This is a genomic window from Streptomyces sp. TLI_053 (genome assembly GCF_900105395.1).
Lineage (GTDB): Bacteria > Actinomycetota > Actinomycetes > Streptomycetales > Streptomycetaceae > Kitasatospora.
In genome coordinates, this window is sequence record NZ_LT629775.1 from 6,480,849 (window position 1) to 6,505,210 (window position 24,362).

A 24,362-nucleotide genomic window follows, 5' to 3' on the forward strand; every position below is an offset into this window, starting at 1 on the left:
TCAGTCGGTCGGAGGCCGGAAGGTGACCGGGGCGGCGAAGGCGGCGCGGCGGGTGGCGCGGCGCAGGGCGCGCAGGACCGGGGTGCCGAGGGTGAGGCAGAGGACCACGGTGAGGGCGGCGCGGGGGAGGTCCCAGCCGAGGGAGGTGGTGAGGCAGTAGACGGCGAAGCGGACCAGGTTCTCGGAGACCGGGTCGCCGGGGACGAAGGAGATCGAGCTCGCCAGGCCGGCGATGTAGGGCCAGCCCTGGAGGTTCATCACCACGCCGTAGAGCAGCGAGGCGACGGCCCCGTAGCCGGCGAGCAGGGCGAGTTCGCGGCGGCCGCGCAGCCGGGCCGGGCCGGGGAGCAGGCCCGCGCCGAGGCAGACCCAGCCCATGGCGAGCATCTGGAACGGCAGCCAGGGGCCGACGCCGCCGGTGAGCAGGGCCGACGCGAACATCGACAGCGCGCCGAGGACGAAACCGAAGCCCGGTCCGAGGACCCGGCCGGACAGCACCATCAGGAAGAACATCGGCTCCAGTCCGGCCGTGCCCGCACCGAGCGGGCGCAGGGCGGCGCCGGCGGCGGCGAGGACGCCGAGGAGTGCGACGGACTTGGCGTCCAGCCCGGGGGCTCCGCCGCCCGCCGTCCGGCCCTCGGAGATCTGGGCGACGACGACGGCCAGGAGCAGCGGGAGCAGCAGGGCGAACAGCCAGGGGGCGTCGGCGGAGTGGCCGACCAGGGCGGAGTCGGTGGAGGCGAGCAGCGGCCAGCCGAAGCCGGCCACGCCGACCAGGGAGGTCAGGGCCAGGGCGAGGACGGAACGGCGGCCGAGCGCTACCGGGCGGGCGAGGAGGGAGGGCGGGGTCATGCGTCGGGTCCGATCCGGTCGAGGGCCCCGGCCACCTGGTGGACGGTGAGCCAGGGCCCCGGGGCGAGGATCTTGGCGACCTGCGGGGCGAACGCCGGCGAGCCGAGCACCACCTCCGGCGTCGGGCCGTCCGCGACGATCTCGCCGTCGGCCAGGACGGCCGTGCGGTCGGAGAGTTCGGCGGCCAGTTCGACGTCGTGGGTGGCGAGCAGGACGCCGTGGCCCTCGGCGGCGAGGCCGCGCAGGATCTCGACCAGCCGGGCCTTGGCCGCGTAGTCGAGGCCCCGGGTGGGCTCGTCGAGCAGGATCAGCGGCGGGCGGGCGGTCAGGACCACCGCCAGGGCGAGGGTGAGCCGCTGGCCCTCGGAGAGGTCGCGCGGGTGGACGGCGTCGGGCAGGCCGGGCAGCAGCCGTTCCACCAGGGCCCGGCAGGTGCCGGGTTCGGCGCCCGCGTCGTGGTCGGCGGAGGCGCACTCGGCGGTGACGCTCTCGCCGTACAGCAGGTCGCGCGGGTCCTGCGGGACGAGGCCGACCTGGCGGACGAGTTCGGCGGGCCGGGTGCGGTGCGGGGTGCGGCCGCCGACGTCGACCGAGCCGGAGGCCGGGGCGTGCAGGCCGACCAGGGCGCCGAGCAGGGTGGACTTGCCGGCGCCGTTGCGGCCCATCAGGGCGGTGATCGTTCCGGCGTGCAGGGTGAGGTCGACGCCGCGCAGGGCCGGGACCGGGCCGCGCCGGACCACCAGGCGGGAGGCGGTGGCGAGCGGGGTGCCGGTGGCGGAGGCGGCCGGGGCGGCGGGCGGCCGGTGGCCGTCCAGCCGGGCGCGCAGCCCGGCCGCCCGGCGGCGGGCGTCGCGGACGGTGAGCGGCAGCGGGTGCCAGCCGGCCAGCCGGCCGAGCCCGACCACCGGCGGGTGGACCGGTGAGTGCGCCATGATCCCGGCGGGCTCGCCCAGGACCGGCGGCGCGCCGGGGGTCAGCAGCAGGACCCGGTCGGCGTACTGGACCACGCGCTCCAGCCGGTGCTCGGCCATCAGCACGGTGGTGCCGAGGTCGTGGACCAGTCGCTGGAGCACCGCCAGCACCTCCTCGGCGGCGCCCGGGTCGAGCGCGGAGGTCGGCTCGTCCAGGACCAGGACCTTCGGGTGGACGGTGAGCACCGAGCCGATGGCGACCCGCTGCTGCTGGCCGCCGGAGAGCGAGCCGAGCGCCCGCTGCCGCAGCTCGGCCAGGCCGAGGAGGTCGAGGGTCTCCTCGACCCGGCGCCGCATCACGTCCGGGGGCAGGCCCAGGGACTCCATGCCGTAGGCGAGTTCGTCCTCGACCGTGTCGGTGACGAAGTGCGCCCGCGGGTCCTGGCCCACCGTGCCGACCAGGTCGGCGAGGTCGCGCGGGCGGTGCTCCCGGGTGTCGCGCCCGTCGACGGTCACCCGGCCGTGCAGCACGCCGCCGGTGAAGTGCGGGACGAGGCCGCTCACGGTGCCCAGCAGGGTCGACTTGCCGGAGCCCGACGGGCCGACGAGCAGGCAGAGTTCGCCCTCGGGCACGGTCAGGTCGACGCCGTCGATCGTGGGCGCCTCGGCGTCGGCGTACTGGACGCCGACCTGGTCGAAGGTGATCACGGAGTCCTCCCGGGCTCGGTGGTGGCGGCCTTGGGGGTGGTGGTCGGGTTCCTGGACGCGGCGGCGCTGCCGGTGGTGTCCGGCGGTACCGGGGTGACGAAGGCGGGGAGCAGCCCGAACAGGACGGCGGCCGCGGCGGCGACGGGCAGCACCGGCGCGGTCGGCGGCACGACGGTGGGGGCGAAGGCGAGCGGGTCCAGCGCGGCCAGCCAGGCCGTCGCCGCCGCCACCGCGACCCCGGACCCGGCGGTGAGCCACTCCGGCAGCGCCCAGGGGTCGGGCCGGTAGCGGGTCCGGACCGAACGCCGCCCACCCAGCAGCAGCCCGGCGAAGGCGGCGGCCAGGCCGATCACCAGCACCGGCGCCGCCCAGCCGGCCCCGCCCGCCGTCAGCAGCCCGTACGCGGCCAGGCAGATGCCGAGCAGTCCGGCCAGGGTCAGCCCGGCGGTGAGCACGGCGATCCGGCGCGGCACGGCGGCGGTGCGGCCGAAGCCGCGGGTGTCCATCGCCGCCGCCAGCGCCACCGAGCGCTCCAACGCGCCCTCCAGGACGGGCAGTCCGACGCTGAGCACGGCGGCCACGCCCCGGTCGGAGCGGCCGCGCAGCCGGCGGGCGGCGCGCAGCCGCTGCACGTCGGCGACCAGATTGGGCGCGAAGGTCATCGCGACCACGACGGCCACGCCCGCCTCGTAGAGCGCGCCGGGGAGCGTGCGCAGCAGCCGGGCCGGGCTGGCGAGGGCGTTGGCGGCGCCCACGCACACCAGCAGGGTGGCCAGCCGCAGCCCGTCGTACAGCGCGGCGAGCAGCCCCTCGGCGGTCACCCGGCCGCCGATCCGGACGCCCTGCGCCCATGCGGGCAGCGGGACTTCGGGGAGGGTGAAGAGGACGTGGGTACCGGGGACCGGCGAGCCGAGGAGGACGGCGAACAGCAGCCGGATGCCGAGCACCAGGAGGCCGAGCCGCAGGAACGCGCCGTAGGAGCGCGACCAGGGCGCGTCGCCGCGTCGGGCGGCGACGACGTACCCGGCGACGGCGGCCAGCAGCAGCAGGACCAGTGGATTGGTGGTGCGGGTGGCGGCCGCGCCCAGCCCGAGTGCCCACAACCACCAGGCTCCTGGGTGCAGTTGGCGAGGTCCGGCGGCCGGTCGGCGGCGGGCGGCGCGGGGTGTGGGCACGGTGGGGTCCAGGGGGTCGGTCCGGAGCGGGGCGGCGGGCGGGCGGGGCCGGGTGGTGGCCGGCGTCATCTGCGGCGGCGCGACTGCCAACGGGCGCCCGCGGCCACGGCGAGGACGAGGGCCAGGCCGGCGCCGATCCCGAGGACGGGTCCGGCGCCACCGGGGGAGGCCCCGGCCGCCGTCGACCCGGTGGCGTCGGCCGGGCCGGTGGCCGTGCCGCTCCCGCCCGCCCCGGTCGGCCGCGCCGCCCCGCCGAGCTGCTCGCCGCAGCCCGTGCGCGGATAACCCGCGATGGCGCAGAGCAACCCGCTGCCGTCGTACCGCAGCGGAGGGGCGACGGTGGCCAGCACCTCCGCCGAGCTGGCCCGGGTCGGCACGAGGGCGCACGCGGTCCGGGGCTCCGGCAGGGTCTCGTGGGCGGGCGCGTCGGCGGGGCCGCCGAAGTCCAGCACCACGGCGACCCGCTTGCGTCCGGCCTCGGCCGGTGTACCGGCGCAGAGGGCGGCGAAGTCCCCGCCCTGCCCGGGCCGGGTGGCCTGCCGGCCGCCGTCGGGGCTGACGGCGAACCGCCAGCCCTCGACCTCGCCGTCCGCCGGGACGTGCACGGCGGGGCCCTGCTGCTGGTACGTCCAGCCGCCGTCGGACCACCGCCAGAACGACCAGTAGCGGTAGCCGGCGGCCTGTGCCTGAGCGGCCCCGAGCAGGAGCACGATCAGCAGGCCGACGACCGTCCCGGCCAGGAAGCGCAGGGCCGCCCGCACCACCCGCCGCCGGACCGCCGCCGCCTCGTTCTCGGCGACGGCGACGGCGACGGCGGCGGCTACGGGGGCTACGGCGGCAGGCGCTACGGCGGCGGTGGCAGCGGTTGCCTGGCCGGCAGGGGTGGCAACGGCCGGGACCGGGGCCGTGGTCGGACGCGGTTCCCGGTCCCGGCCGGGAGGGGTCACAGCTTCGCGCCGCGCTTGCGCTGCAGGCTGAGCACCAGCCCGCCGCCGATGCCGATCAGCAGGCCGACACCGAGCAGCCAGAACTTGCCGATGCCGCCGTCCTTGTCCTTCTCGGCCGAGGCGGAGGCCGAGGCCGAGGCAGAGGCGGAGCCACCGGGCGACGCCGCACCGACGGCCTTGGGCACCGGGCCGAGCGCGGTCAGCTGCGCCACCAGGTCGGCCCCGCCGAAGGCGGCCGGGTCGCGCTGCGCGGCCTGCGCCACCAGCACCAGGGTGGCGGTGGCGGCGGCGTCGGTGCCGCCCTTGGTCCAGTTGCCGCCCTCCTTGGCCAGCCAGTCGACGGCGCCCGCGGCCTGCTGCGGGTGCCCGCCCTGGACCAGGCCGAGCGCGGCCCAGGCGGTGGCGGTGTAGTCGGGGGAGGGGGCGGCGCCGGGCAGGGTCAGCATCAGGTGCTGGCCGCCCGCGGCGAGCTGCGCGGTGAGGTAGGCGCCCGCCGCCTCGCCGGAGTCGGCCCGGGGGACGGCGGTGGCGGTGGCACCGCCGTCGGCGCAGGCCAGGGCCTTGGGGGCGGCGTCGGTCCGGTTGCCGTTGGCGACCGGAAGCTTCCCGCCGGCCGCGGCGAGCGAGGCCTGGCCGCTGGCGAGGGCGTTGGGCTCGGCGGCGGGGGAACCGGCCGGGGCGGTCTGGTAGACGAAGGCACCGCGCTGGTCGGCGGGGGCGGCGCAGCCGAGCTGGAAGACGGCGAGCCCGTCGAAGGCGTTGCGGCCGGCCTTGGCGACCGTCGCCGGGTCGGTCTTCGCGGCGATCAGGGCGTTGACGGCGAGGCCGGTGGAGTTGGCGTCACCCGGGTTGCCGGGGTTGTAGGCCCAGCTGCCGTCCGCGTTCTGGTTGGCCCTGAGCCACTGGACGCCCTTGTCCACGGTGTCCTGGTGCCCGCCGAGGGCGGTCAGCGCCTGGATCGCGAGCGCGGTCGCGTTGCTGTCCTCGAACACCGGGTCGCAGGCGGTCGCGGCGTCGGCGCGGTACGAGGGCCAGCCGCCGTCCGCGCACTGCTGTCCGGTCAGCCAGGAGACGGCGGAGTCGGCGGGGGTCACCTTGGCGGTGGTCAGCGCGGTCAGGGCGAGGGACTGCCGCCACACCCCGTCGTAGGTGGGGTCGCCCTTGCCGTACAGGCCGTCGGGGAGCGGGGCGGTGCCGAGGCTCGCGGTGGGGCTCGGGACGTCGGCGAACGCCGGGGTGGCGGCGGCGGTTCCGGCGAGCAGCGCGGCGGCCAGGGCGGCGGCGCCCGCGCGGGCGGCGGTCAGCATGATCGGAGTTGTGCCTTTCGATGAGCGGTGCCGGCCGGGGCCGGCCGTTCCGTAGACCTCGACGGTGCCGGCGGTGGTCCGCCCGGCATGGGGCCGCTCGCCTCTCCCCGGGTGCTCCGGCTCGCCGGCGGACGGGCGCCGGGCTCACGGTTGCGGGGTCAGCGCCGGATTCGCACCGGCTTTCCCCGGATCAGGAGAAGCGGGATGGAATTGTCCCGTCGACTCTAGCCGCCGGGCCGGGTGCCCGGACGCGGCCGGGGTGAGAACAGGTTCCAGTTCGACGGGCGCTCCGTCGCGCCGCGGCCGGTGCGGCCTCAGGGCAGCTCCAGCAGCCGGGCGGCGGTGTGCAGGTCGGCCCTGACCTCGGCGATCGAGGCGCGGCCGGAGAGCCAGGCGACCAGCGCCGCGTGCCAGGTGTGCTCGATCACCCGGACGGCGGCACGCTGGCTCCCGGTCGGCGGCCCGGACTGCCCGATGGCGTCCAGGATGAGCTGCCCGGTGGCGGCGGAGACCTGGTCCACCTCGGCGCCCACCGAGCGGTCGGCGAAGGAGAGCGCGCGGACCATCGCCTCCGCCAGCAGCGGCTCGCGCTGCAGCGCGTGGAACGCCCGGGTGAGCGTCTCGGCGACCCGCCGCGCCGGTTCGCGCTCCGTCGGCGGGTGCCGGCGGACCTGCTCCTGGAGGCCGCGCAGCTGCTCCAGCATCACCGCGACCAGCAGATGGACCTTCGACGGGAAGTACCGGTAGAGGGTGCCCAGGGCCACCTGGGCGCCCTCCGCGACCTCCCGCATCTGGACCGCGTCGTAGCCGCCGCGGGCCGCCAGCGCGGTCGCGGTCCGCAGGATCCGCCGCCGGCGTTCGGCCTGCCGGGCGGTCAGCGGCGGTGCCGCCGGGGCGGCCGGGAGCGGCGCCGGAGCGGCACCCGGCGAGGGGGCGGCGGAGGGTGCGGACGCCGGCGGTGCGGGCGGTGCGGGCGGCGGTGAGGACGGTGACGGCAAGGACGCTCCCGGGCGCGAGAGTGGTGGGGCTGCTCCGGACGGGCACGGTCGGCCGGGCGTGGCGCCCGGGCGTGGCGCGAATCACCAGCCCTGGATCCTGAGCGGAAGCTACGGGCCGGTATCTTCGAGGTCTCTCATTGTTCACAGGGTCACCGGTGAACTCCACACCACACTGAAACCTGATCTACTTTACCGACCGGCAGCACAGACAGCAGCAGAGATGAGGGCCGACGATGACCGCGCAGCCGCTGCGGATTGCCCTGCTCTCGTACCGCGGCGACCCGTTCTGCGGCGGTCAGGGCGTCTACGTACGGCACCTCTCCCGTGAGCTGGCCCGGCTCGGCCACCACGTGGACGTGATCGGCGCCCAGCCGTACCCCGTCCTGGACGAGGTCGAGGGGCCGGGTTCGGTCCGGCTGGTCGAGCTGCCCAGTCTGGACCTCTACCGCGCCGACGACCCCTTCCGCACCCCGGCGCGCGAGGAGTACCGGGGGGCCGTGGACGTCCTGGAGTACGCCACCATGCGCACCGGCGGCTTCCCCGAGCCGCTGACCTTCTCGCTGCGCGCCCGTCAGTACCTGGCCCGGCACCGCGGCCGCTACGACGTCGTGCACGACAACCAGACGCTCGGCTACGGCCTGCTCGGCCTGGCCCGGCACGGCTTCCCGCTGGTCACCACGATCCACCACCCGATCACGGTGGACCGCCGGGTGGAGCTGGACGCGGCCCCCGGCCGGCTGAAGCGGCTGTCGCTGCGCCGCTGGTACGCCTTCACCCGGATGCAGCGCCGGGTCGCCGCCCGGCTCGAGCACATCATCACCGTCTCCGGCAGCTCCAAGCGGGAGATCGCCGAGCACCTCGGCGCCGCCCCGGACGCCGTCTCGGTGGTGCCGATCGGCGCCGACACCCGGCTGTGGTCCCCGTCGGACGAGGTCGCCCGGGTGCCCGGACGGATCGTCACCACCTCCAGCGCCGACGTGCCGCTCAAGGGCCTGGTGCACCTGGTCGAGGCGCTGGCGAAGGTCCGCACCGAACGGGACGCGCACCTGGTCGTGGTCGGCAAGCCGCAGAAGGAGGACGGTCCGATCGCCCGCGCCGTGCGCGCCTTCGGGCTGGAGCCGCACATCGAGTTCCGGCACGGCCTGACCGACCGGGAACTGGTCGACCTCTACCGCTCGGCCGAGGTGGCCTGCGTGCCGTCGCTGTACGAGGGCTTCTCGCTGCCGGCCGCCGAGGCGATGGCCACCGCGACCCCGCTCGTCGCCACCACCGGCGGCGCGATCCCCGAGGTGGCCGGTCCGGACGGCGAGAGCTGCCTGGCGGTGCCCCCGGGCGACGCGGACGCGCTCGCGACGGCGCTCGGCCGGCTGCTCGACGACCCGGAGCTGCGCGCCGCGCTCGGCGCGGCGGGCCGGGAGCGGGTGCTCGCCCGGTTCACCTGGGAGCGCGCCGCCGAGCTGACGGTCGAGGGCTACCGGGCCGCGATCGCCACCGGCACCGGCCGCCGGGCCCGCTCCGGCCCGGGCTGGCGCTACGTGGCCTGACGGCGTCCGCCGAACGGCCGGGCGGGCGCGGCGGGTGACCGGCGCCCGCGGCCGCGGCCGCGCCGGACGGTGCCCCCGGCCGCCGTCCGTCCCCGCGATTTCTCTGACTCGGCGTCAGGAACCCTTTGGTACCGAAGGAATGGGAGTCCGCAGTGCTGACCGTTGATTTCTCGCGCTTCCCGCTCGCCCCCGGCGACCGGGTGCTCGACCTGGGCTGCGGCGGGGGACGGCACGCGTTCGAGTGCTACCGGCGCGGGGCCGACGTGGTCGCCCTCGACCAGAACGCCGAGGAGATCGCCGAGGTCAGGAAGTGGTTCGCCGCCATGGAGCAGGCCGGCGAGGCACCGGAGGGCGCGTCCGCGGTCGCCATGGAGGGCAACGCGCTCGCGCTGCCGTTCGAGGACGAGCACTTCGACCGGATCATCATCTCCGAGGTGATGGAGCACATCCCGGACGACAAGGGCGTGCTCAACGAGATGTTCCGGGTGCTCAAGCCCGGCGGACTGCTCGCCGTCACCGTGCCCCGCTGGCTGCCCGAGAAGATCTGCTGGGCGCTCTCCGACGAGTACCACGAGGTCGAGGGCGGCCACATCCGGATCTACCGGGGCGACGAGCTGCTCGACAAGCTCAAGGACGCCGGCCTGGAGCCCTACGGCACCCACCACGCCCACGCGCTGCACTCCCCGTACTGGTGGATCAAGTGCGCCGTCGGCGTCGACAACGACAAGTCGCTGCCGGTGAAGGCCTACCACCAGCTGCTGGTCTGGGACATCGTCGGCACCCCGGTGATCAGCACCCTCACCAAGGCCGCCGAGCGGGCGCTCAACCCGGTCATCGGCAAGAGCTTCGTCGCCTACGCCACCAAGCCCCACCGGGCCGGTCGCGGGGCCGAGGGTGCGGGCGGGGCGGAGTGACCGCCGCCGTTCCCGAGGTCCTGCTGCTGGACGGCGTGCTCGACGCCGAGCAGGCCGCCGGCACCGTCCGCAGCATCCTCGCCGAGCAGCAGCCCGACGGTGCCATACCGTGGTTCCGCGGCCACCACCTCGACCCGTGGGACCACACCGAGGCGGCGATGGCGCTGGACACGGCCGGCGAGCACGCCGCCGCCGAGGCCGCCTACCGCTGGCTGGCGAAGCACCAGAACCCGGACGGCTCCTGGTACGCCGGCTACGCCTACGGGAAGCCGGGGCTCGCCGACGGCGAGGTCTGCGACCCGGCCAAGGAGACCAACTTCTGCGCCTACCTGGCGGTCGGCGTCTGGCACCACCACCTCTCCACCGGTGACGACACCTTCCTGGAGTGGATCTGGCCGACCGTCCGGCGCGCGCTGGACTTCATCGTCGCCCAGCGGCTGCCCGGCGGCCCGATCGCCTGGCGGGTCGACGAGGACGGCCGGGCCACCGACGAGGCGCTGCTCACCGGCTCCTCCAGCATCCTGCACGCGCTGCGCTGCGGGCTGGCCGTCGCGGACTACCTGGACGAGCCGCAGCCCGACTGGGAGCTCGCGGCCGGCCGGCTGCGGCACGCCGTCACCCACCACCCCGAGCGGTTCCTCGACAAGGACCGCTACTCGATGGACTGGTACTACCCGGTGCTCGGCACCGCGCTGCGCGGCCCGGCGGCGCAGGCCCGGATCGCCCGGGACTGGGACCGCTTCGTCGTCCCCGGCCTGGGCGTGCGCTGCGTCAGCGACCGCCCCTGGGTGACCGGCGGCGAGAGCGCCGAGCTGGCGATGGCGCTCTGGGCGATCGGCGAGTCCGACCGCGCGGTGGACATCCTGCGCTGGATCCAGAAGCACCTGCGGCACCCCGACGGCTCCTACTGGACGGGGTACGTGTTCGAGGACGACGCGATCTGGCCGGAGGAGCGCACCACCTGGACGGCGGGGGCGCTGCTGCTGGCGGTCGCGGCGCTCGGGGGCGACCCGGCGACGGTGGCGGTGTTCGGCGGCGAGGAACTGCCAGCCGGTCTGGTGGTCCAGGACTGCTGCTGAGCGGGCGCCGGGCTGTCGCACCCGAGGTGCCCGCGGTCCGGCGGTGCCCGCGGTGCGGCGGTGCCTGCGGTACGGCGGAGGGGCGGTACGGCGGAGGGGCGGGACCGGAGAAATCCGGTCCCGCCCCTCCGCCGTACGGGGTGCCGCGCGGGTCAGCCGCGCTGGATGCCCGAGGTGTCGGCCAGCACGCCCTGGGTGCCGTCCTGGAGCTGGGCGACCAGCGCGGCGCCGCGCTGCTCGACCGCCAGGTACCAGGTGCCGGGGACCAGTTCGCCGACCGGGCCGCCGGCCGGGTTGTCCTTCGGGGCCAGCTGGCGCGGCGCCGGGACGGCGAACCAGAACGGCGCGAAGTCCGCCGCCGGGGCGGGCTGCGGCTGGGCGGCCTGCTGGGCGGAGGCCTGACGGGCGGCCTCGGCCTCGGCGGCGTGCGCGGCCGGGGCCTGCTGGGCGGCGAGGTCGTGCGGCTGGCCCGCGACCGGCTGGCCGGCCTGCGGGGACGGGTAGCCGTAGCCGCCGGGCTGGCCGCCGAAGGCCGGGGACTGCGCCTGGCTCGGGTCGACGCCCGGGCCCGGGTAGCCGTACTGGCCGGGCTGACCGGGCTGGCCCTGGGCGGGGTAGCCGCCGGCCGGGAACGCGGCCGGCGTGGCCGGCCTGTCGGTGACCAGCGGGGTCTTGAGCACCGGGATCAGCTGGCCGCCGGCGGAGGCGCCGGTCAGCACGATCAGCGCGATGACGGCCAGCCAGGCACCGATGCCGTGGCCGATGCCCTCCAGGCCGCCGCCGAGCGCCCACAGCGAGGTCCAGAGCGCGGCCACCGAGAAGGCGATGCCCCACTGGTCCAGGCGCAGGCCGAGGATCTGACGGGTCGCGGCCGCCTGGCCCTGGAAGCGCTGCACCAGGATCAGGGCGGCGGCCAGGATGCCGAGCAGGAAGACCGAGGGCAGCACGGGGAACAGGACACTGTCCCAGGCGTTCGTCGAGGTGTCGCCGCAGTACTTGCCCTTGCACTCGACGGTCCAGTACGGCAGGAAGGAGGCGATGAAGAGCAGGACGGCCGCACCTGCGACGGCGGCGTCTCCCTTGGTGAGAGCGCGCAGATTCACTAACGTTCCCCTCGTTGGTGTGTCGTGGTCGGCGGTTTTCGGTTCGGCGCTCGGCCGATGTGGTTCCGGCGCCCGTCCGGTCGGCTGACCGGCGGGAAAACCCCGAACGGACCAGAAGCCTAGGGCCAACGGCCTCGCGGATGCACAGCGGGCTCGGGAACGGGGCGAAGTCGTTGCAAATCGCGCGCTTCCGGCCCCGGCCCGTCCACCGGCCCGTCCATCGTTCCAGTGCCCGGTCCGCCGCTCCGTCAACCGGGCCGGTGGGCGGGCGCCCGGGCCGCCGGACGGGGGCTCCCGCCGGGGTCCTACCGGGTGGTCAGGAACGAGGTCAGCGCGTCGGCGATCCCCTGGGCGGCCTGCTGGCGCCACTGAGGGTCCGTCATCCGGCGGGCGTCGGCCGGGTTGCGCATGTTACCGCACTCGATGAACACCTTGGGGACGGTCGAGAGATTCAGTCCGCCGAGGTCCGAACGGGTGTCCAGGCCCTTGCTCGCGACGTAGTCGGCGTAGGGCTCGCCGGTGGCCGCATGGAAGCTGTCGCGCAGCAACAGGCCCAGCCGGTGCGAGGGGTCGACGATCGCCGCGGTGTCGGCCTTCCCGGCGACCACCTTGGCGGGCATGATCACGTGGAATCCGCTGCCGTTCGCCGGCCCGCCGTCGCCGTGCACCGAGACCGCGGCGTCGGCGTGGGCGGCGTTGCCGATCCGGGCACGCTCGTCGATGCACGGCCCCCACGGCCGGTCGCCGTCGTGCGCCAGCACCACGGTGGCGCCGCGGGCGGCGAGGATCGCCCGGGCGCGGTGGACCACGTCGAGGGAGTACTCGGCCTCGCTGTAGCCGCTGTTGGTGCTGGTGCCGGTGGTGTCGCACTCCTTGCGGGCGTTGCCGATGTCGACCTTGCGGTTGATCTCGGCGGTGTGGGCGGAGTTGCCGGTGTTGTGGCCCGGGTCGAGGAGGACGGTGCGGCCCGCGAGCGCGGTGGAGGTGGCGACCGGGAGCGGGACGGCGGGGTCGGCGGTGCCGGTGGGAGCGGTGCCGGGCGCCGGGGTGCCGGTGGGCGCGGCGCCGGTTTCCGCCCCGCCGGGCGGTGCCGCGGCGGGGGTGCCGGTGCCGGCGGCCGCGACGGCGGGGACGCTCCGGTCGGGGCTGCCGACGGTCCGCCAGCCGAGCCAGCCGGCCAGGCCGAGCGGCGCCAGCACGGCGATCGCGGTCACGGCGCGCAACGGCGCCGAGCGGCGCGGGCGGCGGTCCCGGCCGGGGGCGGCGCCGGCACGCCCGGTGGCGGCGCGGTCGGTGGCGGCACGGTCGAGAGCGGTGCCGCCGGGGTCGGTGCCGTCGGGTTCGGTGGGGCCGGCCGTCCGGCGGGTGGTGCGAGTCACGGGTGGTTCAGATCCGGTCCTGGGTGCGGGGGGTGAGTCCGAACTGGTCGGCGATCGCCTTCCACTTCGTGACGAAGTCCTTCTTCGCCTGGGTTGCCTGCGGGTTGAGCTCGTCGGCGCGCTTCTTGTCGGCGGTGTTCGGGGCGCTGCCCGTGCAGCCCTGGGAGGCGACCGTCCGGGCCCAGCTCGCGTACGCCCGGTCGATGTCGGCGGACAACTGCCAGGCGGACTTCAGCGACTGCACCGCGTCCGGGCCGCCGGGCAGGTCGGTGACGCTCAGCTGGGCGAGCTTGGCCAGCAGTTGGTCGCGCTGCTTGGCACCGCTGTCGAACACCTGGGCGGCGGACTCGATGTCGGGCTTGGTCGGGCAGCTGTTCACCTTGGCGACGGCGTTGCCGATCGGGGCCTTGGCGCTCTCGCCCTGGGTGAGCAGTTCGTCCAGGGCCTTGGCCTGGGTGGGCGCGTTGGCACCGGCGGCGGTCGGGGAGGCGGACGGGCCGGTGCTCGCCGCGGGGTCGGGCGCGGTCGGGGTCGGGTCGGCGCCGGTGGGGGCCGGGGCGGGCTGGGGGTTCCCGGTGCCGGAGGCGGCGCCGGTCGCGGTGGCGGAGGGGGTCGCGGAGCCGGCCTGGTCGGTGCCCGGGTCCTTGTCCTTCACCGCCCAGAGGATGCCGCCGCCGAGGGCCAGCACGAACAGCAGGGCGAAGGCGATGAGCAGGGGAGCGCGCTTGTTGCCGGGGCCCTCGTCGTCGTCCTCGTAGCCGGTCGGGTAGTCGTGCCCGGCGTACTCGTGCTGCGGGTACTCGTGCTGGGGGTACTCGTACTGCTGCGGGTACTCGTTCCCGGGGTGCTCGGTCCGGGCGTACCCGGGCTGGGCGTGGCCCTGCTGGGCGGGGTCGTACGGCGGCCGGCCGGGCGCCCCGTACGGGGCCCGGCCGGAGGGGGCCGCCTGGCCGTACCCGGGTCGCGGCTGGGCCTGCGGCGGGTACGGCGGCTGCTGGGCGGGCCGGGGCGGTCCGTAGGGGGCCTGCTGCTGCGGCGCGCTCCGGGGCGGGAAGGCGCCGGGCGCGTCGGGGCGCGGCGGCACCGGCTGCGGAATGAGGGCGGTCGGGGCGTCCTCGTCGTACGGTCCGGCCTGCGGCGGTCCGGCGGGGGACGCCGGGGGCGGGCCGGGGGCGGCCGGCGGGGCGGTCGGCGGCGCGCCCGGGGCGGAGGGCTGCTGCGGACCGCGCACCCAGCCGCCCGCACCGCCGCGGGCGGTCGGGTCCCAGACCGCCGGAGCGGTGTTCTGCTGGTCCGTCATCTGTCCCTGGCCCCCACGGTCTGCCCGGGCCTGCTCCGCCCGGGTGCTCTGCTGGTGTCGTGCGGCCGCGCCGCGGTCGCGGGCGTCCGCGACCGCGCGGACACCGTACCGTTCGCGCCCCGCACCCGGCAGCCCCGGCACGACGTTAGAGCATCCGTGATCGCCCGTGGGGCGGGTCGGCCGATTCCGGACACCCCGCGCGGCGTCCGGACGGCGCTGCCCCGCGGAGTGCCCGCGGAGTGCCCGACGCGGCGTGCGCGGCGGGCCGGACGGCGGTCCCGACCCGCGGGTCAGCCGGTGGCGGCGCGGCGCAGGACGCGCAGCGAACCGGTCACCGAGACCTCCTCGAAGCCCTCCGCGAGCGCCCGCAGGTACACGCGGTAGGGCGCCTGGCCGCCGTCGGCCGGGTCGGGGAAGACGTCGTGGACGACGAGCAGGCCCTCGGGCGCCAGGTGCGGTGCCCAGCCCTCGTAGTCGGCGGTGGCGTGCTCGTCGGTGTGGCCGCCGTCGATGAAGACCAGGGCCAGCCTGCCGCCCCACACCGCCGCGATCCGGGGCGAGCGGCCGACCAGGGCGATCACGTGGTCCTCCAGGCCGGCCGCGTGCAGGGTGCGGCGGAACCGGGGGAGGGTGTCCATCCGGCCGACCTCCGGGTCGACCAGGGTCGGGTCGTGGTACTCCCAGCCGGGCTGCTGCTCCTCGGAGCCGCGGTGGTGGTCGACGGTCAGCGCCACGGTGCCGGTCTCCCGGGCGGCCTCGGCCAGCAGGATCGCCGAGCGGCCGCAGTAGGTGCCGATCTCCAGCACCGGCAGGCCGGTGCGGCGGGCCGCGGTCACGGCGGCGGCGTAGAGCGCGAGGCCCTCGTCGACGGGCATGAACCCGGTCGCGCCCTCGAACGCGGCCAGCACCTCGGGCCGGGGGTGCGCGGTCTGCGGGAGGTCGGACATGGTGCTGCTCCTCGGCGGGGGTGGTCCGGTGGGGTCCGGTGGTGCTGCTCGCCGTCGGACCCTACTCGACGGTACGCCGCGGGCCCCAACGCCCTGCCCCGACCCCGGGCCCGCCCCGGGCCCGACAAACGGCCGGTCCGGCCCGGTGGCCGGCGCGGGCGCTGTCCGGGCGCGCGGTGGAATGGAACGTGTTCTACTCGGCCCGGGCGCGGCGTGCCAGAATCGGGCCGACCGACGATCCGCGGATCCGACGATCCCCGGATCCGCGACGGACCCCCGGGAGCAGCCCATGCGTGCCGCCGTTCTGCACAGGACCGGTCAGGAGACGCTCGACGTCCGCGACGACGTCGAGGCGGTCGGCTTCGGTCCGGGCAGGGTGAGGATCAGGCTGCGGGCCGCGAGCCTCTGCCACTCCGACCTGTCGGCGATGAGCGGCGTGCTGCCCCAGCCCGCGCCGTTCGTCCCCGGGCACGAGGGTGCCGGCGACGTCGTCGAGGTCGGCGAGGGGGTGACGGGGGTCGCCGTCGGCGACCGGGTGCTGCTCAGCTGGATCGCGCCGTGCGGCCGCTGCGCGCACTGCGAGCGCGGGCGCTCCCACCTCTGCGTGGCTGGCCTGCGACGACTCGGCGCCCCGGGCTTCCGCTTCGGCGGGGACGGGACCGGCGCGGTGGAGGCGTCCGGCTTCTACGGCACCGGCACCTTCGCCGAGGAGGTGGTGGTGGACCGCGACGCGGTGGTCCCGGTGCCCGCCGACCTCCCGTACGAACTGGCCGCGCTGATCGGCTGCGGCGTGACCACCGGTATCGGCGCGGCCGTCCACACCGCCCGGGTCGAGCCCGGCGCGTCGGTCGCGGTGATCGGCGCCGGCGGGGTGGGCGTCGCCGCGGTCCAGGGCGCCCGGGTCTGCGGCGCGGGCCGGATCGCGGTGGTCGACCCGGTGGTGTCCCGCCGGGAGCGGGCGCTCGCCTTCGGCGCGACCGAGGCGCTCGCCCCGGAGGAGCTCAGGGCGGCGGCGAAGGGCCTGCCGGGCGGCGGGTTCGACTACGTCTTCGAGGCGGTCGGCCGCTCGGCCACCGTCCGGGCGGCCTACGACGCGGCCCGGCGCGGCGGTGCCGTGGTGGTGATCGGCGCCGGGGCGCAGGACGACCAGGTCCGGTTCGGCATGGGGGAGCTGTTCTTCAACGAGAAGCGGCTGCTGCCCTCGCTGTACGGCGGGGCCCCGCTGTTGCACACCGTCGCGCTGGTGGTGGAGCTGTGGCGGGCCGGGCGGATCGACCTCGCGGGGATGGTCACCCACCGGGTCGCGCTGGCGGAGGTCAACGAGGCGCTGGCGCAGATGCGCGGCGGGGAGGCGCTGCGGACCGTGGTGCTGCCGGGCTGAGGGCCGGGGCCGGGGCCGGGGGCCGACGGCTCGGGCTGATGGCTCGGGCTGACGGCCGGGGGGTGACGGCCGGTCCGGGCGGTGGGTCTGGCCGGGCGCGCACGCACCGGGCCGGACCCACCGCGACCGGGTCAGGCCAGGTCGGCCGAGGCCGCGCGGTGGCGGCCGTGCGGGTCCGCCTCGGGGCTGTCGTCGGCGGCGGAGCGGCCGCGGTGGCGACCGGCCGCCGCGGTGTCCTCGGCCGTGGTCTCGTCGGTGTCGGTGAGGGTGTCGGAGATCAAGATCGTCTGTCCGTGCTTCCGTGCGAGGGTACGGGTCGTCCGGCCTCCGGCCGGTCCCGCGAGGAAGCGGCCGGGGCGCGGCCGCCACCCTAACCGCCGGGGTGTGCGGGGTCCTACCGGGACCACGGCGCCCCGTCCCCCGGACCGCCCGGCCCCGGACCGCCCGACGGTTCGTACGCCCCACCCGCCGGCGCGGCCCGCCCCCCGGCCGGACCGGACGCTCGACCGGTGCTCCCGGCGGCGCATTCCGCTCCCGCCGGGCAGGCGGATCCGGGATACTCCGCGCAGGGGCCGCGGCACGGGGACGGGGCGGCCCGGGGGCCAGCGAGGGCGGGGGCTGGATGGAGCCGGTGCTGCTGGTGGCGGTCGCGATCGTCGTGACGCTGATCGTGCTGGTCACGTCGACCGCGCGTCGGCGGGCCCGGCGACGCGCGGTCGAACGGAATCCCGGTGGCCCGCCCGTGACGCCGGGCGGGACCGGCGGTGGGTTGCCCGGCGGTGGGTTGCCCGGCGGTGCGGTGCCCGGCGGTGCGCCGCCCGTCCACCGGGCGCCTCCGCCGCCGGCCGACGCGTACCCCCCGACCGTCCCCGCGCAGGGCGACCTCGGCCGGCTCGGCCGCTTCCGCCTTACCGGCGAGCTGGGCCGGGGTGGCATGGGAACGGTCTACCTGGGCCTGACTCCCGGCGGCCGCCCGGTCGCCGTGAAGGCCGTGAACCCGGAGCTCGCCGCCGACCCGGCCTTCCGGCGCCGCTTCGCCCGCGAGATCGAGGCCGCGCGCAGGGTCGGCGGCTTCCACACCGCGCCCGTGGTCGACGCGGATCCCTACGGCAGCCCGCCCTGGCTGGCCACCGAGTACATCCCCGGCCCGTCGCTGCAGGAGGTCCTCCGCCGGCACGGCCCGGTCCCGGGGCGCACGCTGCACGCGCTCGCGGCCGGGATCGCCGAGGCCCTGGAGGAGATCCACCGCTGCGGGGTGATCCACCGCGACCTCAAGCCGGGCAACGTCATCGTCTCCGGCACCGGCCCGCGGCTCATCGACTTCGGCATCGCCCGGGCCGCCGACGACACCCGGCTCACCTCGACCGGATTCGTCGTCGGTACGGCCGGCTTCGTCGCCCCGGAACAGCTCTCGGGCGCGCCGGTGACCCCCGCCGTCGACCTGTACGCGTTCGGCATGGTGCTGTGCCACGCCGGTGGCGCCGCTCCGTTCGCCCCGGGTGTGCCGCTGGAATCCGCCCTGGGCCTGCTTCCCGCCCAGCTGGCGGCGGTCGTGCTCCGGTGCCTGGACCACGACCCCGGGCGCCGGCCCACCGCGTCCGACGTCCTGCGACAGCTCTCCGGCCACCGGATCGAGAACGACGACTGGCTGCCGCCACCGGTACAAACGATGGTCGAGCGGTACCAGCGGCCGGGGGCCTAGCCCGGGCGGCCGGTGCGCAGGAACCCGGCGAGCAGCTCGTGCAGTACCGCGCCACCCTCCTCGGCCAGGACCTCGTGCCCGGCTCCCGCCGCCTCGACGTAGCGGAAGTCGGCGCCCTCGGTGCGCCCGATCCGCAGCAACTCGTGCCGCAGCGAACGGGACTGGCTCACCGGCACCACCTCGTCCCGGTCGCCGTGCACGACCAGGAGCGGCACGCCGATCCGGTGTGCGAGCTGGAGCACGTCGCGCGGCCCGCGGGCGTCCGCGATCGGATCCCCGCCGCCCAGCCGGGTGGTCAGCGCCCGGACCGGGTCGGAGGCTTCGGCGAGCAGCCGGGCGCCGGACAGGAACGGCGCGACCACCGCGCAGCGCGCCACCTGATCGGCCGGCGCGTGGGCCGCCGCCAGCAGGGCGAGGAAGGCGCCGTAGCTGACCCCGAACAGGGCCGGCGGTTCCAGGCCGAGCGCGGCCCGCTGGCCGGCGATGCCCTCCAGCAGGTGCAGGACGTCGTCGAGATCGGGCCCGCCCCAGGCGCCCCGGATCGCCAGCGCGTGCGCGACCCCGTAGCCCGTGGAACCGCGCTGGTTCGGGGCGAGCACGGCCAGGCCCTCGCCGGCCATCCGCTGCAGCGCCGGGTCGAACTCCAGCCGCCAGGCGTCCGCCGGGCCGCCGTGCAGGGCCAGCACCAGCTGGGGGCTGCTCAGCCAGGCGTCCCCGCCGTACACCACGGCCTCCAACGGGCCTGCTGGGCCCGAGAGTTCGAGGCTCTGCGCGGGGTGCCAGCGGCCGCCGTCGCCCGGCTCGGCGGAACCGTCCAGCCGCCAGCCGCGCGGCGTCGTACCGGGGCGGCTCCGGGTGACGCCGGGCTGCCAGGGCAGCACGGTGTCCCGCCACGGCCCGGGCAACCCCGAGCCGAGCGGGGCCAGTTGGAGCGGCAGTGGCACCGGCCCCGAGGTGCTGGCGACCGGCCCCTGGGTCAGCAGCGCGTCCACGTCCAGGGTGGCGAGCGCGGCCGGGTGGTCCGGCGCCGAGTACGGCAGCCGCAGCCCCTCCGCCGACCAGTGGCCGACCGCGCCGAGCCGTCCGGGCGGGACCGGCAACGGGTCCAGCCGGCCCAGGGCGGGCCGCCACAGGGCGAGCGAGCAGCCCGCGCCGTGGTCGAGCTGCACGGCGACCCGTGGTCCGTCGGCCGCCGGACACAGGGCGACCGGCCGCAGGAACATGCCCGCGACGTGCAGGGCCTCCGGGAACCGCAGCGGCTCGCCGCCGCCCGGCACGCCCCAGCCGATCCGGTCGGTGCCGGGGGCGTCGCTGCGCACCATCGCGAACCGGCTGTCCGGGTCGAACAGCAGCAGCCGGTCGTTGCTGCGCTCGCCGATCTCCAGCAGCGGGGTGACGGTGCCGGTGCGCAGGTCGAGCACCACGGTGCGGACCAGGCCGTCGCCCACCCGGTCGAGGGCCAGCAGCGCTCCGGCGCGGTCCAGCCAGATGCCACCGCCGTGCAGGCCCGGGATCTCGGCGATCCGGTGCGGCGGCGAGCCGTCGGCCCGGACCAGCCAGACCGTGGTGCCCGGCCGGGTGTCGCTGCCCAGGGCGAGCGCCACCGGGGCGTGGGGGCCCGACGCCGCGCCCTCCGGGAGCGGCAGGAGCCGGAGGCCGGGCATCCGCAGGGTGGTCAGCGGTCGTTCGGCGGTGACGGCCCTGCCGTACTGGTCGGTGGCGGCGGAGAGCGTCACCAGGTCGTGCCGGTCGCCGTCGGCGCGGCGGACCAGCACCGAGCCGTCCGGCAGGGCGACCAGCTGCGAGCGGAGGTCCTCGGAGCGGTGGCCGGGCAGCGGGAGACCGGTCGGCCGGGCGGGGCCCCGGGCGGGGAGGTGCCAGCTCTCGGCGTACCAGCCGCCGTCGGCGGCGGAGGCCAGGCAGGCGGCGTGGCTGCCGTCGGCGGAGAAGGTGAAGCCGAGCCGGCGCAGGGCCTGGGTCCCGGCCCGGGTGGTCACGTCCATGAATCCACCTGCCCGGCGGGATCGGGATCGGGGCCGGTCCGCCCGGACGGTGCGCCGGGCGGTGTGTCCGGTGCGTCGGACGGTGCGCCCGGTACGTCGGGCGGTGTGGCGGGCGGTGCTTCGGAGGGGGCGCCGAGCAGCGCGTCGGACGGCGTACCGAGCGGTGCGCCGAACGGGACCGGGTCCACCCAGAGCCGCGGACCGCCGTGCCGCAGCCGCAGCAGGAAGGCCAGCGCCCCCGCCGTCCCGGTGCCGTACGCGGGCGCGCACCCGGTCCCGGTCTCGTCCGGCAGGGCCAGCAGCCCGTCGCGCAGCGCCGCGCGGGCGGCGATCAGCAGGCCCGACTCGACGGCCGCGGCGCGGAACCCCGGATCGCCGGTCGCCCCGGCGAGGTCGAGCAGGAACTCCCCGTCCCCGGCCAGGCCGTGGCAGGCGCAGACACCGCTGTGCCAGCGCCCCGCGGTGACCGCCCGCCCGGCGGCCAGGGCCAGCCGGCGCGCCTCGGCGTCGCCGGTGGCGCGCCACAGCCGCAGCAGGAAGCTGCCGGCGCCGGAGGAGCCGTTGCACCAGTGGGTCAGGCGGACGTGCGCGGGGTCGTCGGCGCTCCGCGGCCACCGGGCGGCGGGGGAGCCGTCGTCGTCGGCCCGCCCCGGCGCGGCCGACGGGTCGAGGCGGACGGTGGCGGCGAGGGTGCGGCCGGCCTCGACGGCGCCGGCGAGCAGCGCGCCGTCCCCGGTGGCCCCGGCCGCCGCCAGCAGGAAGGCGCCGACACCCGCGACCCCGTGGGCGAATCCGAGACGGGTGATCCCGGCGAGCGCGGAGTCGAAGTCCTGCGGCACCGGCCACACCGCGCCGTAGGGTGCCTGCCGTGCCGCGGCGAGGAGGCCGTGGCCGCACCGCGACGCCCGGGCGAGGAACTCCGCCGCCCCGGCCGTCCCGCCGTCGGCGGCGGATCCCGGCAGCTCCTCGGCGGCGCAGCGGAGTTGCAGGAAGCCGGCGCCGGCCGCGCCGTGGCTGACGTCCGGGTTCGGCCACTCGACGGCTATCCGCGCGGCCAGCCCGGCCGCTCGCCCCGCGAGGGCCCGGTCGTCCAGGGCACGGGCGGCGTCCAGCAGGGCCCAGGCGGCGCCGGAGCGTCCGAAGTGCAGTCCGGGCAGGACCACCGGTTCGGCGGCGCAGCGGCGCTCGATCCAGTCGGCGGCGGTCCGGGCGGTGGCGCGGGCGGTGGCCCGGACGTCCTCCGGCAGCCCGGCGGTCGCGGCCGCGCGGGCGAGGACGGCCAGGACGCCGGCCGCGCCGTGCTGGACGTTGCAGGGGTCCGCGCGTTCGCCGGCCGGCACCACGGGCCACAGCCGGTCCCGGCGCGAGGGTGTGGCGGTGGCGGCGATGTGCCGGAGGCCGTCGTGCAGCACCCGGTCGAGGACGGCGGTGTCGCTCCGGGCGGTGTCGCTCCGGGCGGGGGTGCGGACGTGGCCGTGGCCGCGGGGGCGCCCGTCGGCGCGGGTGGCGGCGGCCGGACCGGGCCCCGGCCGGTCCGGGGGAGCAGTGGCGGGTTCGGTGTGCCAGAAGGCCCCGGCCGTCCCGGTCCGACCGCCGGTCCCGGTCCCGGTCGGGAGGCTGTCGTCGTCGGCCCCGGTCGGGCCGGTTCCGGCGAGGCGATCGGCCTCCCGCACCGGCACCGGGCGGTCCGGGCCGGCCGGGCGGGCGGGCGAGGAGAGGGCGGGCGGTGAGGGGGCGCTCCCGTCGGCCGCGAGGGACTCCCGGACCAGGGCGGGGTGCCACCGGTGGCGCGGGTCCTCGGCGCGCAGGCCGAGGACGGCCGGAGCCAGTCGGCGCGCGGTGGTGCCGCAGCGGGCGGCGAGGGCGAGCCAGCGGCCGAGCCGCTCGGTGACCGGGCGGGCGTGCGGCAGGTCCTCGGGCAGCAGCGGGTCGTGGCCGGTGGCGAGCAGGAAGAACAGCCCGCCCAGCGCGTAGAGGTCCGCCTCCGGCTCGGCGGTGCGGGTGCCGTCGCCGCCGCGCCCCGCCGTCAGGCCGGCGAACCCGCCGCCGCGTCGCGCCGCCACCGGGGCCCCGGCGGCGGGGACCAGGGCGAGCCGCCCCGGTCCCTGCTCGGGGGCACGGTAGCCGGGCACGCCGGACGATCCGGCGGGGCTGCCGGCCTCGGCGGCCAGCTCCAGGTCCACCAGCCGCAGCGAGCCGTCCGGCTGGACGAGCACATGGCCGGGGGAGAGGTCGCGCAGCACCAGCCCCTGTTCGTGCACCCGCTCGACGAGGTCGAGCAGGATGTGGGCCATCGGTCCTGCCTCGGCCCAGTCGACGTCGGGGCTGCCGTCGCGGCGCAGCCGGGCCGCGACCCAGCTGCCGAGCGGCTGTCCGGCGATTCGTTCCTGCACCAGGAAGAGCGAGTCGTCCTGTTCGACGAGTTCGACCGGTCTCGGGGCCAGCCCCAGGCCCTCCAGCCGGGCGAGCAGCGCGGCCTCGTGCCGCAGGGCGGCGCGCGCGTCCGTGCCGGCCGGGTCCATCTCGATGTGCGCGCGGGCCTGTTTGACCACGACCTCGTCACCGCCGTCGGTGTCGCGGCCCAGGAAGACGCCGCCCTTGGCGCCGTTCCGGATCGCCCCGGTGACCACGTAGCGTCCGGCGAGCAGGACCCCGCCGCTGCCGCGCCGCCGGGGCGCGGGCCGGCCGACGCCCGGTCGGTACCCGGCACCAGCACCAGTACCGGGACCAGCACCGGGACCGGGTACCGACCGGGCGTCGGTGGCGCCGGGCGAGCCGGGCGGGGTCGGGCCGAAGGGGGCCGGTCCGGGGGAGGCCCGCGGTCCGTCGAACGCCCGCGGTCCGTCGGTGGCCAGCGGATCCCGGGCCCACGGCGGGATCCGGTACGAGGCCCCCCGCACGTCCTCGACCCGCTCGCCGTCCGGCCCGCGCAGCATCGACCGGTAGCCGCCGTCGTTGCCCAGCTCGGCCCGGGCCGCGATGGCGCCGTACCGGTAGTGGACCAGGCTGCCGGGCCGGTACGGGCGGTCGGAGAGCACCGCGGGTCCGGGCAGGCCGTCGGTGGCGCGGTGCAGCGCGGCGGCCAGCCGCCGGAACTGCGGTTCGCCGACCGGGTAGACGGTGATGAACTTGCCGGCCGAACCCTGTTCGCTGTGACGCGAGTTGAGCTCGTGCAGCTGGGCCGGGCCGGTCGCGAACCGGAACGCGCAGGGGTCCTCGGCGAGTACTTCGGTGACGGCCGCGAGCACCGCGCCCCCGACCGTCGAGGCGGCGCTGACGTGGAGCTTCCAGCCCTCGTCGGGGAGTTCGCCCGGGGTCGGTCTGGCGGTGGACCAGAAGCCCTCGACGTCCACCCGCCAGCCGACCCGCCGGTCCTGCCCGTCCCGCCGGTCCTGCCCGTCGGCGTGCCGGTCCGGTCCGTCGGCCCGACGACTCCCGGCGGCGAGGGCGCTCCGCGTCATCCCGGGCCACCGGCCGCCGTCGGGGTCGGGACCGTCGCCCGTCGGCCGGTCCTCCGCCGGTGCGCCGTCGTCCACCGGGTCCGTGCCACCGGCCGTCCGCAGCGATGTGTCCGCCCGCATCCGCCACCACATCCCTTCGTCGGCTGCCGACGCGCCGGTCCCGGTGCCCGCTCGGGCACCGGGACCGGCGGCCACGGCCTGAAATCGGTTCCTCGGAAGGCCCGGGGTCCGGCGCCCCGGCGGTGGTCCGCACCGCCCCGGCCGCATCCGCCCGGTTCCGGGCGTCCGGCCCGTTCCGCGCGCCGGGGGAAGCACCTGCGGAAGCGCCTGCGGCCGGTCACCGCTCCGGTGCCCGGCCGGGGCGGCTCCCGTTGCCGGGACAACTCCCTTTCGCCGGAGTGAAGTTACTTTCGGTAGCGAGCGGTGCTCAATCCGAAGCCGGTCACTTCACTCGTAAGGGTGATCCGGGCGCCGTTTCGAATTCGTGCGAACCGCGGGGTGTGCGCGACGACCGCCCGGTCACCCGGCGCGAACCGGGCCCGCGCGGCGGCCGAACGGGGCCGCCGCCCGCCCGGGACGCCCGCGCCGCGGGTTGACGCGTGCCCGGGCACCCCGGGCCGGGTCGTCCCGCGGGCGCCGACGCGGTCCGGC

General features: G+C 77.3%; 18 protein-coding genes. 5 read left to right on the forward strand and 13 right to left on the reverse strand.

The window, feature by feature from the left end; translation table 11 throughout:
- The 6 genes from BLU95_RS26890 to BLU95_RS26915 form a co-directional block, all read right to left on the reverse strand.
- Entirely contained in the window at nucleotides 1-852 is an 852-nt protein-coding gene (locus tag BLU95_RS26890) for an ECF transporter S component (protein ID WP_093862238.1), read from the reverse strand.
- Nucleotides 849-2,471: an ABC transporter ATP-binding protein gene (locus BLU95_RS26895; protein ID WP_093862239.1), complete on the reverse strand. Its 1,623-nt coding sequence runs from the start codon at nucleotides 2,469-2,471 to the stop codon at nucleotides 849-851. Before BLU95_RS26895 ends, BLU95_RS26890 begins: the two co-directional genes overlap by 4 nt.
- The gene (locus BLU95_RS26900; RefSeq protein ID WP_107452604.1) at nucleotides 2,468-3,715 is read right to left on the reverse strand and encodes a CbiQ family ECF transporter T component; all 1,248 of its coding nucleotides are present in this window, start codon (nucleotides 3,713-3,715) and stop codon (nucleotides 2,468-2,470) included. The genes BLU95_RS26895 and BLU95_RS26900 overlap by 4 nt, the downstream gene beginning before the upstream one ends.
- Nucleotides 3,712-4,593, reverse strand: a complete 882-nt coding sequence (locus tag BLU95_RS26905) for an SCO2322 family protein (RefSeq protein WP_231977802.1) — start codon at nucleotides 4,591-4,593, stop codon at nucleotides 3,712-3,714. The genes BLU95_RS26900 and BLU95_RS26905 overlap by 4 nt, the downstream gene beginning before the upstream one ends.
- Complete coding sequence (locus BLU95_RS26910) at nucleotides 4,590-5,900, reverse strand: SCO2321 family membrane protein (protein ID WP_093862240.1); 1,311 nt, start codon at nucleotides 5,898-5,900, stop codon at nucleotides 4,590-4,592. The genes BLU95_RS26905 and BLU95_RS26910 overlap by 4 nt, the downstream gene beginning before the upstream one ends.
- A 314-nt stretch (nucleotides 5,901-6,214) precedes the next feature.
- A complete protein-coding gene (locus BLU95_RS26915) occupies nucleotides 6,215-6,898 on the reverse strand; it encodes a TetR family transcriptional regulator (protein ID WP_093862241.1) in 684 nt (227 codons plus the stop codon).
- 233 nt (nucleotides 6,899-7,131) lie between these two features.
- Between BLU95_RS26915 and BLU95_RS26920 the strand changes: the two genes are divergently transcribed.
- The 3 genes from BLU95_RS26920 to BLU95_RS26930 all read left to right on the forward strand — a co-directional run bounded on the left by BLU95_RS26920 (nucleotide 7,132) and on the right by BLU95_RS26930 (nucleotide 10,435).
- A complete protein-coding gene (locus tag BLU95_RS26920) occupies nucleotides 7,132-8,442 on the forward strand; it encodes a glycosyltransferase family 4 protein (RefSeq protein ID WP_093862242.1) in 1,311 nt (436 codons plus the stop codon).
- Between the two features lie 152 nt (nucleotides 8,443-8,594).
- Nucleotides 8,595-9,356 (forward strand): class I SAM-dependent methyltransferase, encoded by a 762-nt coding sequence (locus BLU95_RS26925; protein WP_045944337.1) that lies wholly within the window; start codon nucleotides 8,595-8,597, stop codon nucleotides 9,354-9,356.
- Nucleotides 9,353-10,435 (forward strand): prenyltransferase/squalene oxidase repeat-containing protein, encoded by a 1,083-nt coding sequence (locus tag BLU95_RS26930; RefSeq protein ID WP_093862243.1) that lies wholly within the window; start codon nucleotides 9,353-9,355, stop codon nucleotides 10,433-10,435. Before BLU95_RS26925 ends, BLU95_RS26930 begins: the two co-directional genes overlap by 4 nt.
- 152 nt (nucleotides 10,436-10,587) lie before the next feature.
- Here the strand turns inward: BLU95_RS26930 and BLU95_RS26935 are convergent, their stop codons facing one another.
- The 4 genes from BLU95_RS26935 to BLU95_RS26950 form a co-directional block, all read right to left on the reverse strand.
- Complete coding sequence (locus tag BLU95_RS26935) at nucleotides 10,588-11,538, reverse strand: hypothetical protein (RefSeq protein ID WP_093862244.1); 951 nt, start codon at nucleotides 11,536-11,538, stop codon at nucleotides 10,588-10,590.
- 305 nt (nucleotides 11,539-11,843) lie between these two features.
- The gene (locus BLU95_RS26940; protein ID WP_093865156.1) at nucleotides 11,844-12,761 is read right to left on the reverse strand and encodes an N-acetylmuramoyl-L-alanine amidase; all 918 of its coding nucleotides are present in this window, start codon (nucleotides 12,759-12,761) and stop codon (nucleotides 11,844-11,846) included.
- Nucleotides 12,762-12,924: 163 nt separating this feature from the next.
- Nucleotides 12,925-14,217 carry a hypothetical protein gene (locus BLU95_RS26945; protein ID WP_159425004.1) on the reverse strand — a complete coding sequence of 431 codons (1,293 nt, stop codon included), beginning with the start codon at nucleotides 14,215-14,217 and terminating at the stop codon, nucleotides 12,925-12,927.
- Nucleotides 14,218-14,507: 290 nt separating this feature from the next.
- On the reverse strand, nucleotides 14,508-15,164 hold the full coding sequence (locus BLU95_RS26950; protein ID WP_093862246.1) for a class I SAM-dependent methyltransferase: 657 nt from the start codon (nucleotides 15,162-15,164) through the stop codon (nucleotides 14,508-14,510).
- Nucleotides 15,165-15,453: 289 nt separating this feature from the next.
- Here BLU95_RS26950 and BLU95_RS26955 point away from each other — a divergent pair, with 289 nt between their 5' ends.
- Nucleotides 15,454-16,545 (forward strand): alcohol dehydrogenase catalytic domain-containing protein, encoded by a 1,092-nt coding sequence (locus BLU95_RS26955; RefSeq protein WP_093862247.1) that lies wholly within the window; start codon nucleotides 15,454-15,456, stop codon nucleotides 16,543-16,545.
- A 131-nt stretch (nucleotides 16,546-16,676) separates the two neighbouring features.
- Here the strand turns inward: BLU95_RS26955 and BLU95_RS42475 are convergent, their stop codons facing one another.
- Nucleotides 16,677-16,826 carry a hypothetical protein gene (locus tag BLU95_RS42475; RefSeq protein WP_159425005.1) on the reverse strand — a complete coding sequence of 50 codons (150 nt, stop codon included), beginning with the start codon at nucleotides 16,824-16,826 and terminating at the stop codon, nucleotides 16,677-16,679.
- A 341-nt stretch (nucleotides 16,827-17,167) separates the two neighbouring features.
- Between BLU95_RS42475 and BLU95_RS26960 the strand changes: the two genes are divergently transcribed.
- Entirely contained in the window at nucleotides 17,168-18,247 is a 1,080-nt protein-coding gene (locus BLU95_RS26960) for a serine/threonine-protein kinase (RefSeq protein WP_093862248.1), read from the forward strand.
- Here BLU95_RS26960 and BLU95_RS26965 read toward each other — a convergent pair.
- Entirely contained in the window at nucleotides 18,244-20,250 is a 2,007-nt protein-coding gene (locus tag BLU95_RS26965) for a S9 family peptidase (protein WP_093862249.1), read from the reverse strand. The two genes, BLU95_RS26960 and BLU95_RS26965, sit on opposite strands and share 4 nt — an antisense overlap.
- Nucleotides 20,241-23,831 (reverse strand): class III lanthionine synthetase LanKC N-terminal domain-containing protein, encoded by a 3,591-nt coding sequence (locus tag BLU95_RS26970; RefSeq protein WP_159425006.1) that lies wholly within the window; start codon nucleotides 23,829-23,831, stop codon nucleotides 20,241-20,243. The genes BLU95_RS26965 and BLU95_RS26970 overlap by 10 nt, the downstream gene beginning before the upstream one ends.
- Nucleotides 23,832-24,362: the final 531 nt, after the last annotated feature.

Excerpts from the sequence above, each read along its gene's own strand:
- BLU95_RS26910 (WP_093862240.1), bottom strand. The coding sequence starts at position 5,900 with ATGCTGACCGCCGCCCGCGCGGGCGCCGCCGCCCTGGCCGCCGCGCTG.
- BLU95_RS26955 (WP_093862247.1), top strand. The coding sequence starts at position 15,454 with ATGCGTGCCGCCGTTCTGCACAGGACCGGTCAGGAGACGCTCGACGTC.
- BLU95_RS26960 (WP_093862248.1), top strand. The coding sequence starts at position 17,168 with ATGGAGCCGGTGCTGCTGGTGGCGGTCGCGATCGTCGTGACGCTGATC.
- BLU95_RS26920 (WP_093862242.1), top strand. The coding sequence starts at position 7,132 with ATGACCGCGCAGCCGCTGCGGATTGCCCTGCTCTCGTACCGCGGCGAC.
- BLU95_RS26970 (WP_159425006.1), bottom strand. The coding sequence starts at position 23,831 with ATGCGGGCGGACACATCGCTGCGGACGGCCGGTGGCACGGACCCGGTG.
- BLU95_RS26890 (WP_093862238.1), bottom strand. The coding sequence starts at position 852 with ATGACCCCGCCCTCCCTCCTCGCCCGCCCGGTAGCGCTCGGCCGCCGT.
- BLU95_RS26950 (WP_093862246.1), bottom strand. The coding sequence starts at position 15,164 with ATGTCCGACCTCCCGCAGACCGCGCACCCCCGGCCCGAGGTGCTGGCC.
- BLU95_RS26945 (WP_159425004.1), bottom strand. The coding sequence starts at position 14,217 with ATGACGGACCAGCAGAACACCGCTCCGGCGGTCTGGGACCCGACCGCC.
- BLU95_RS26900 (WP_107452604.1), bottom strand. The coding sequence starts at position 3,715 with ATGACGCCGGCCACCACCCGGCCCCGCCCGCCCGCCGCCCCGCTCCGG.
- BLU95_RS26965 (WP_093862249.1), bottom strand. The coding sequence starts at position 20,250 with ATGGACGTGACCACCCGGGCCGGGACCCAGGCCCTGCGCCGGCTCGGC.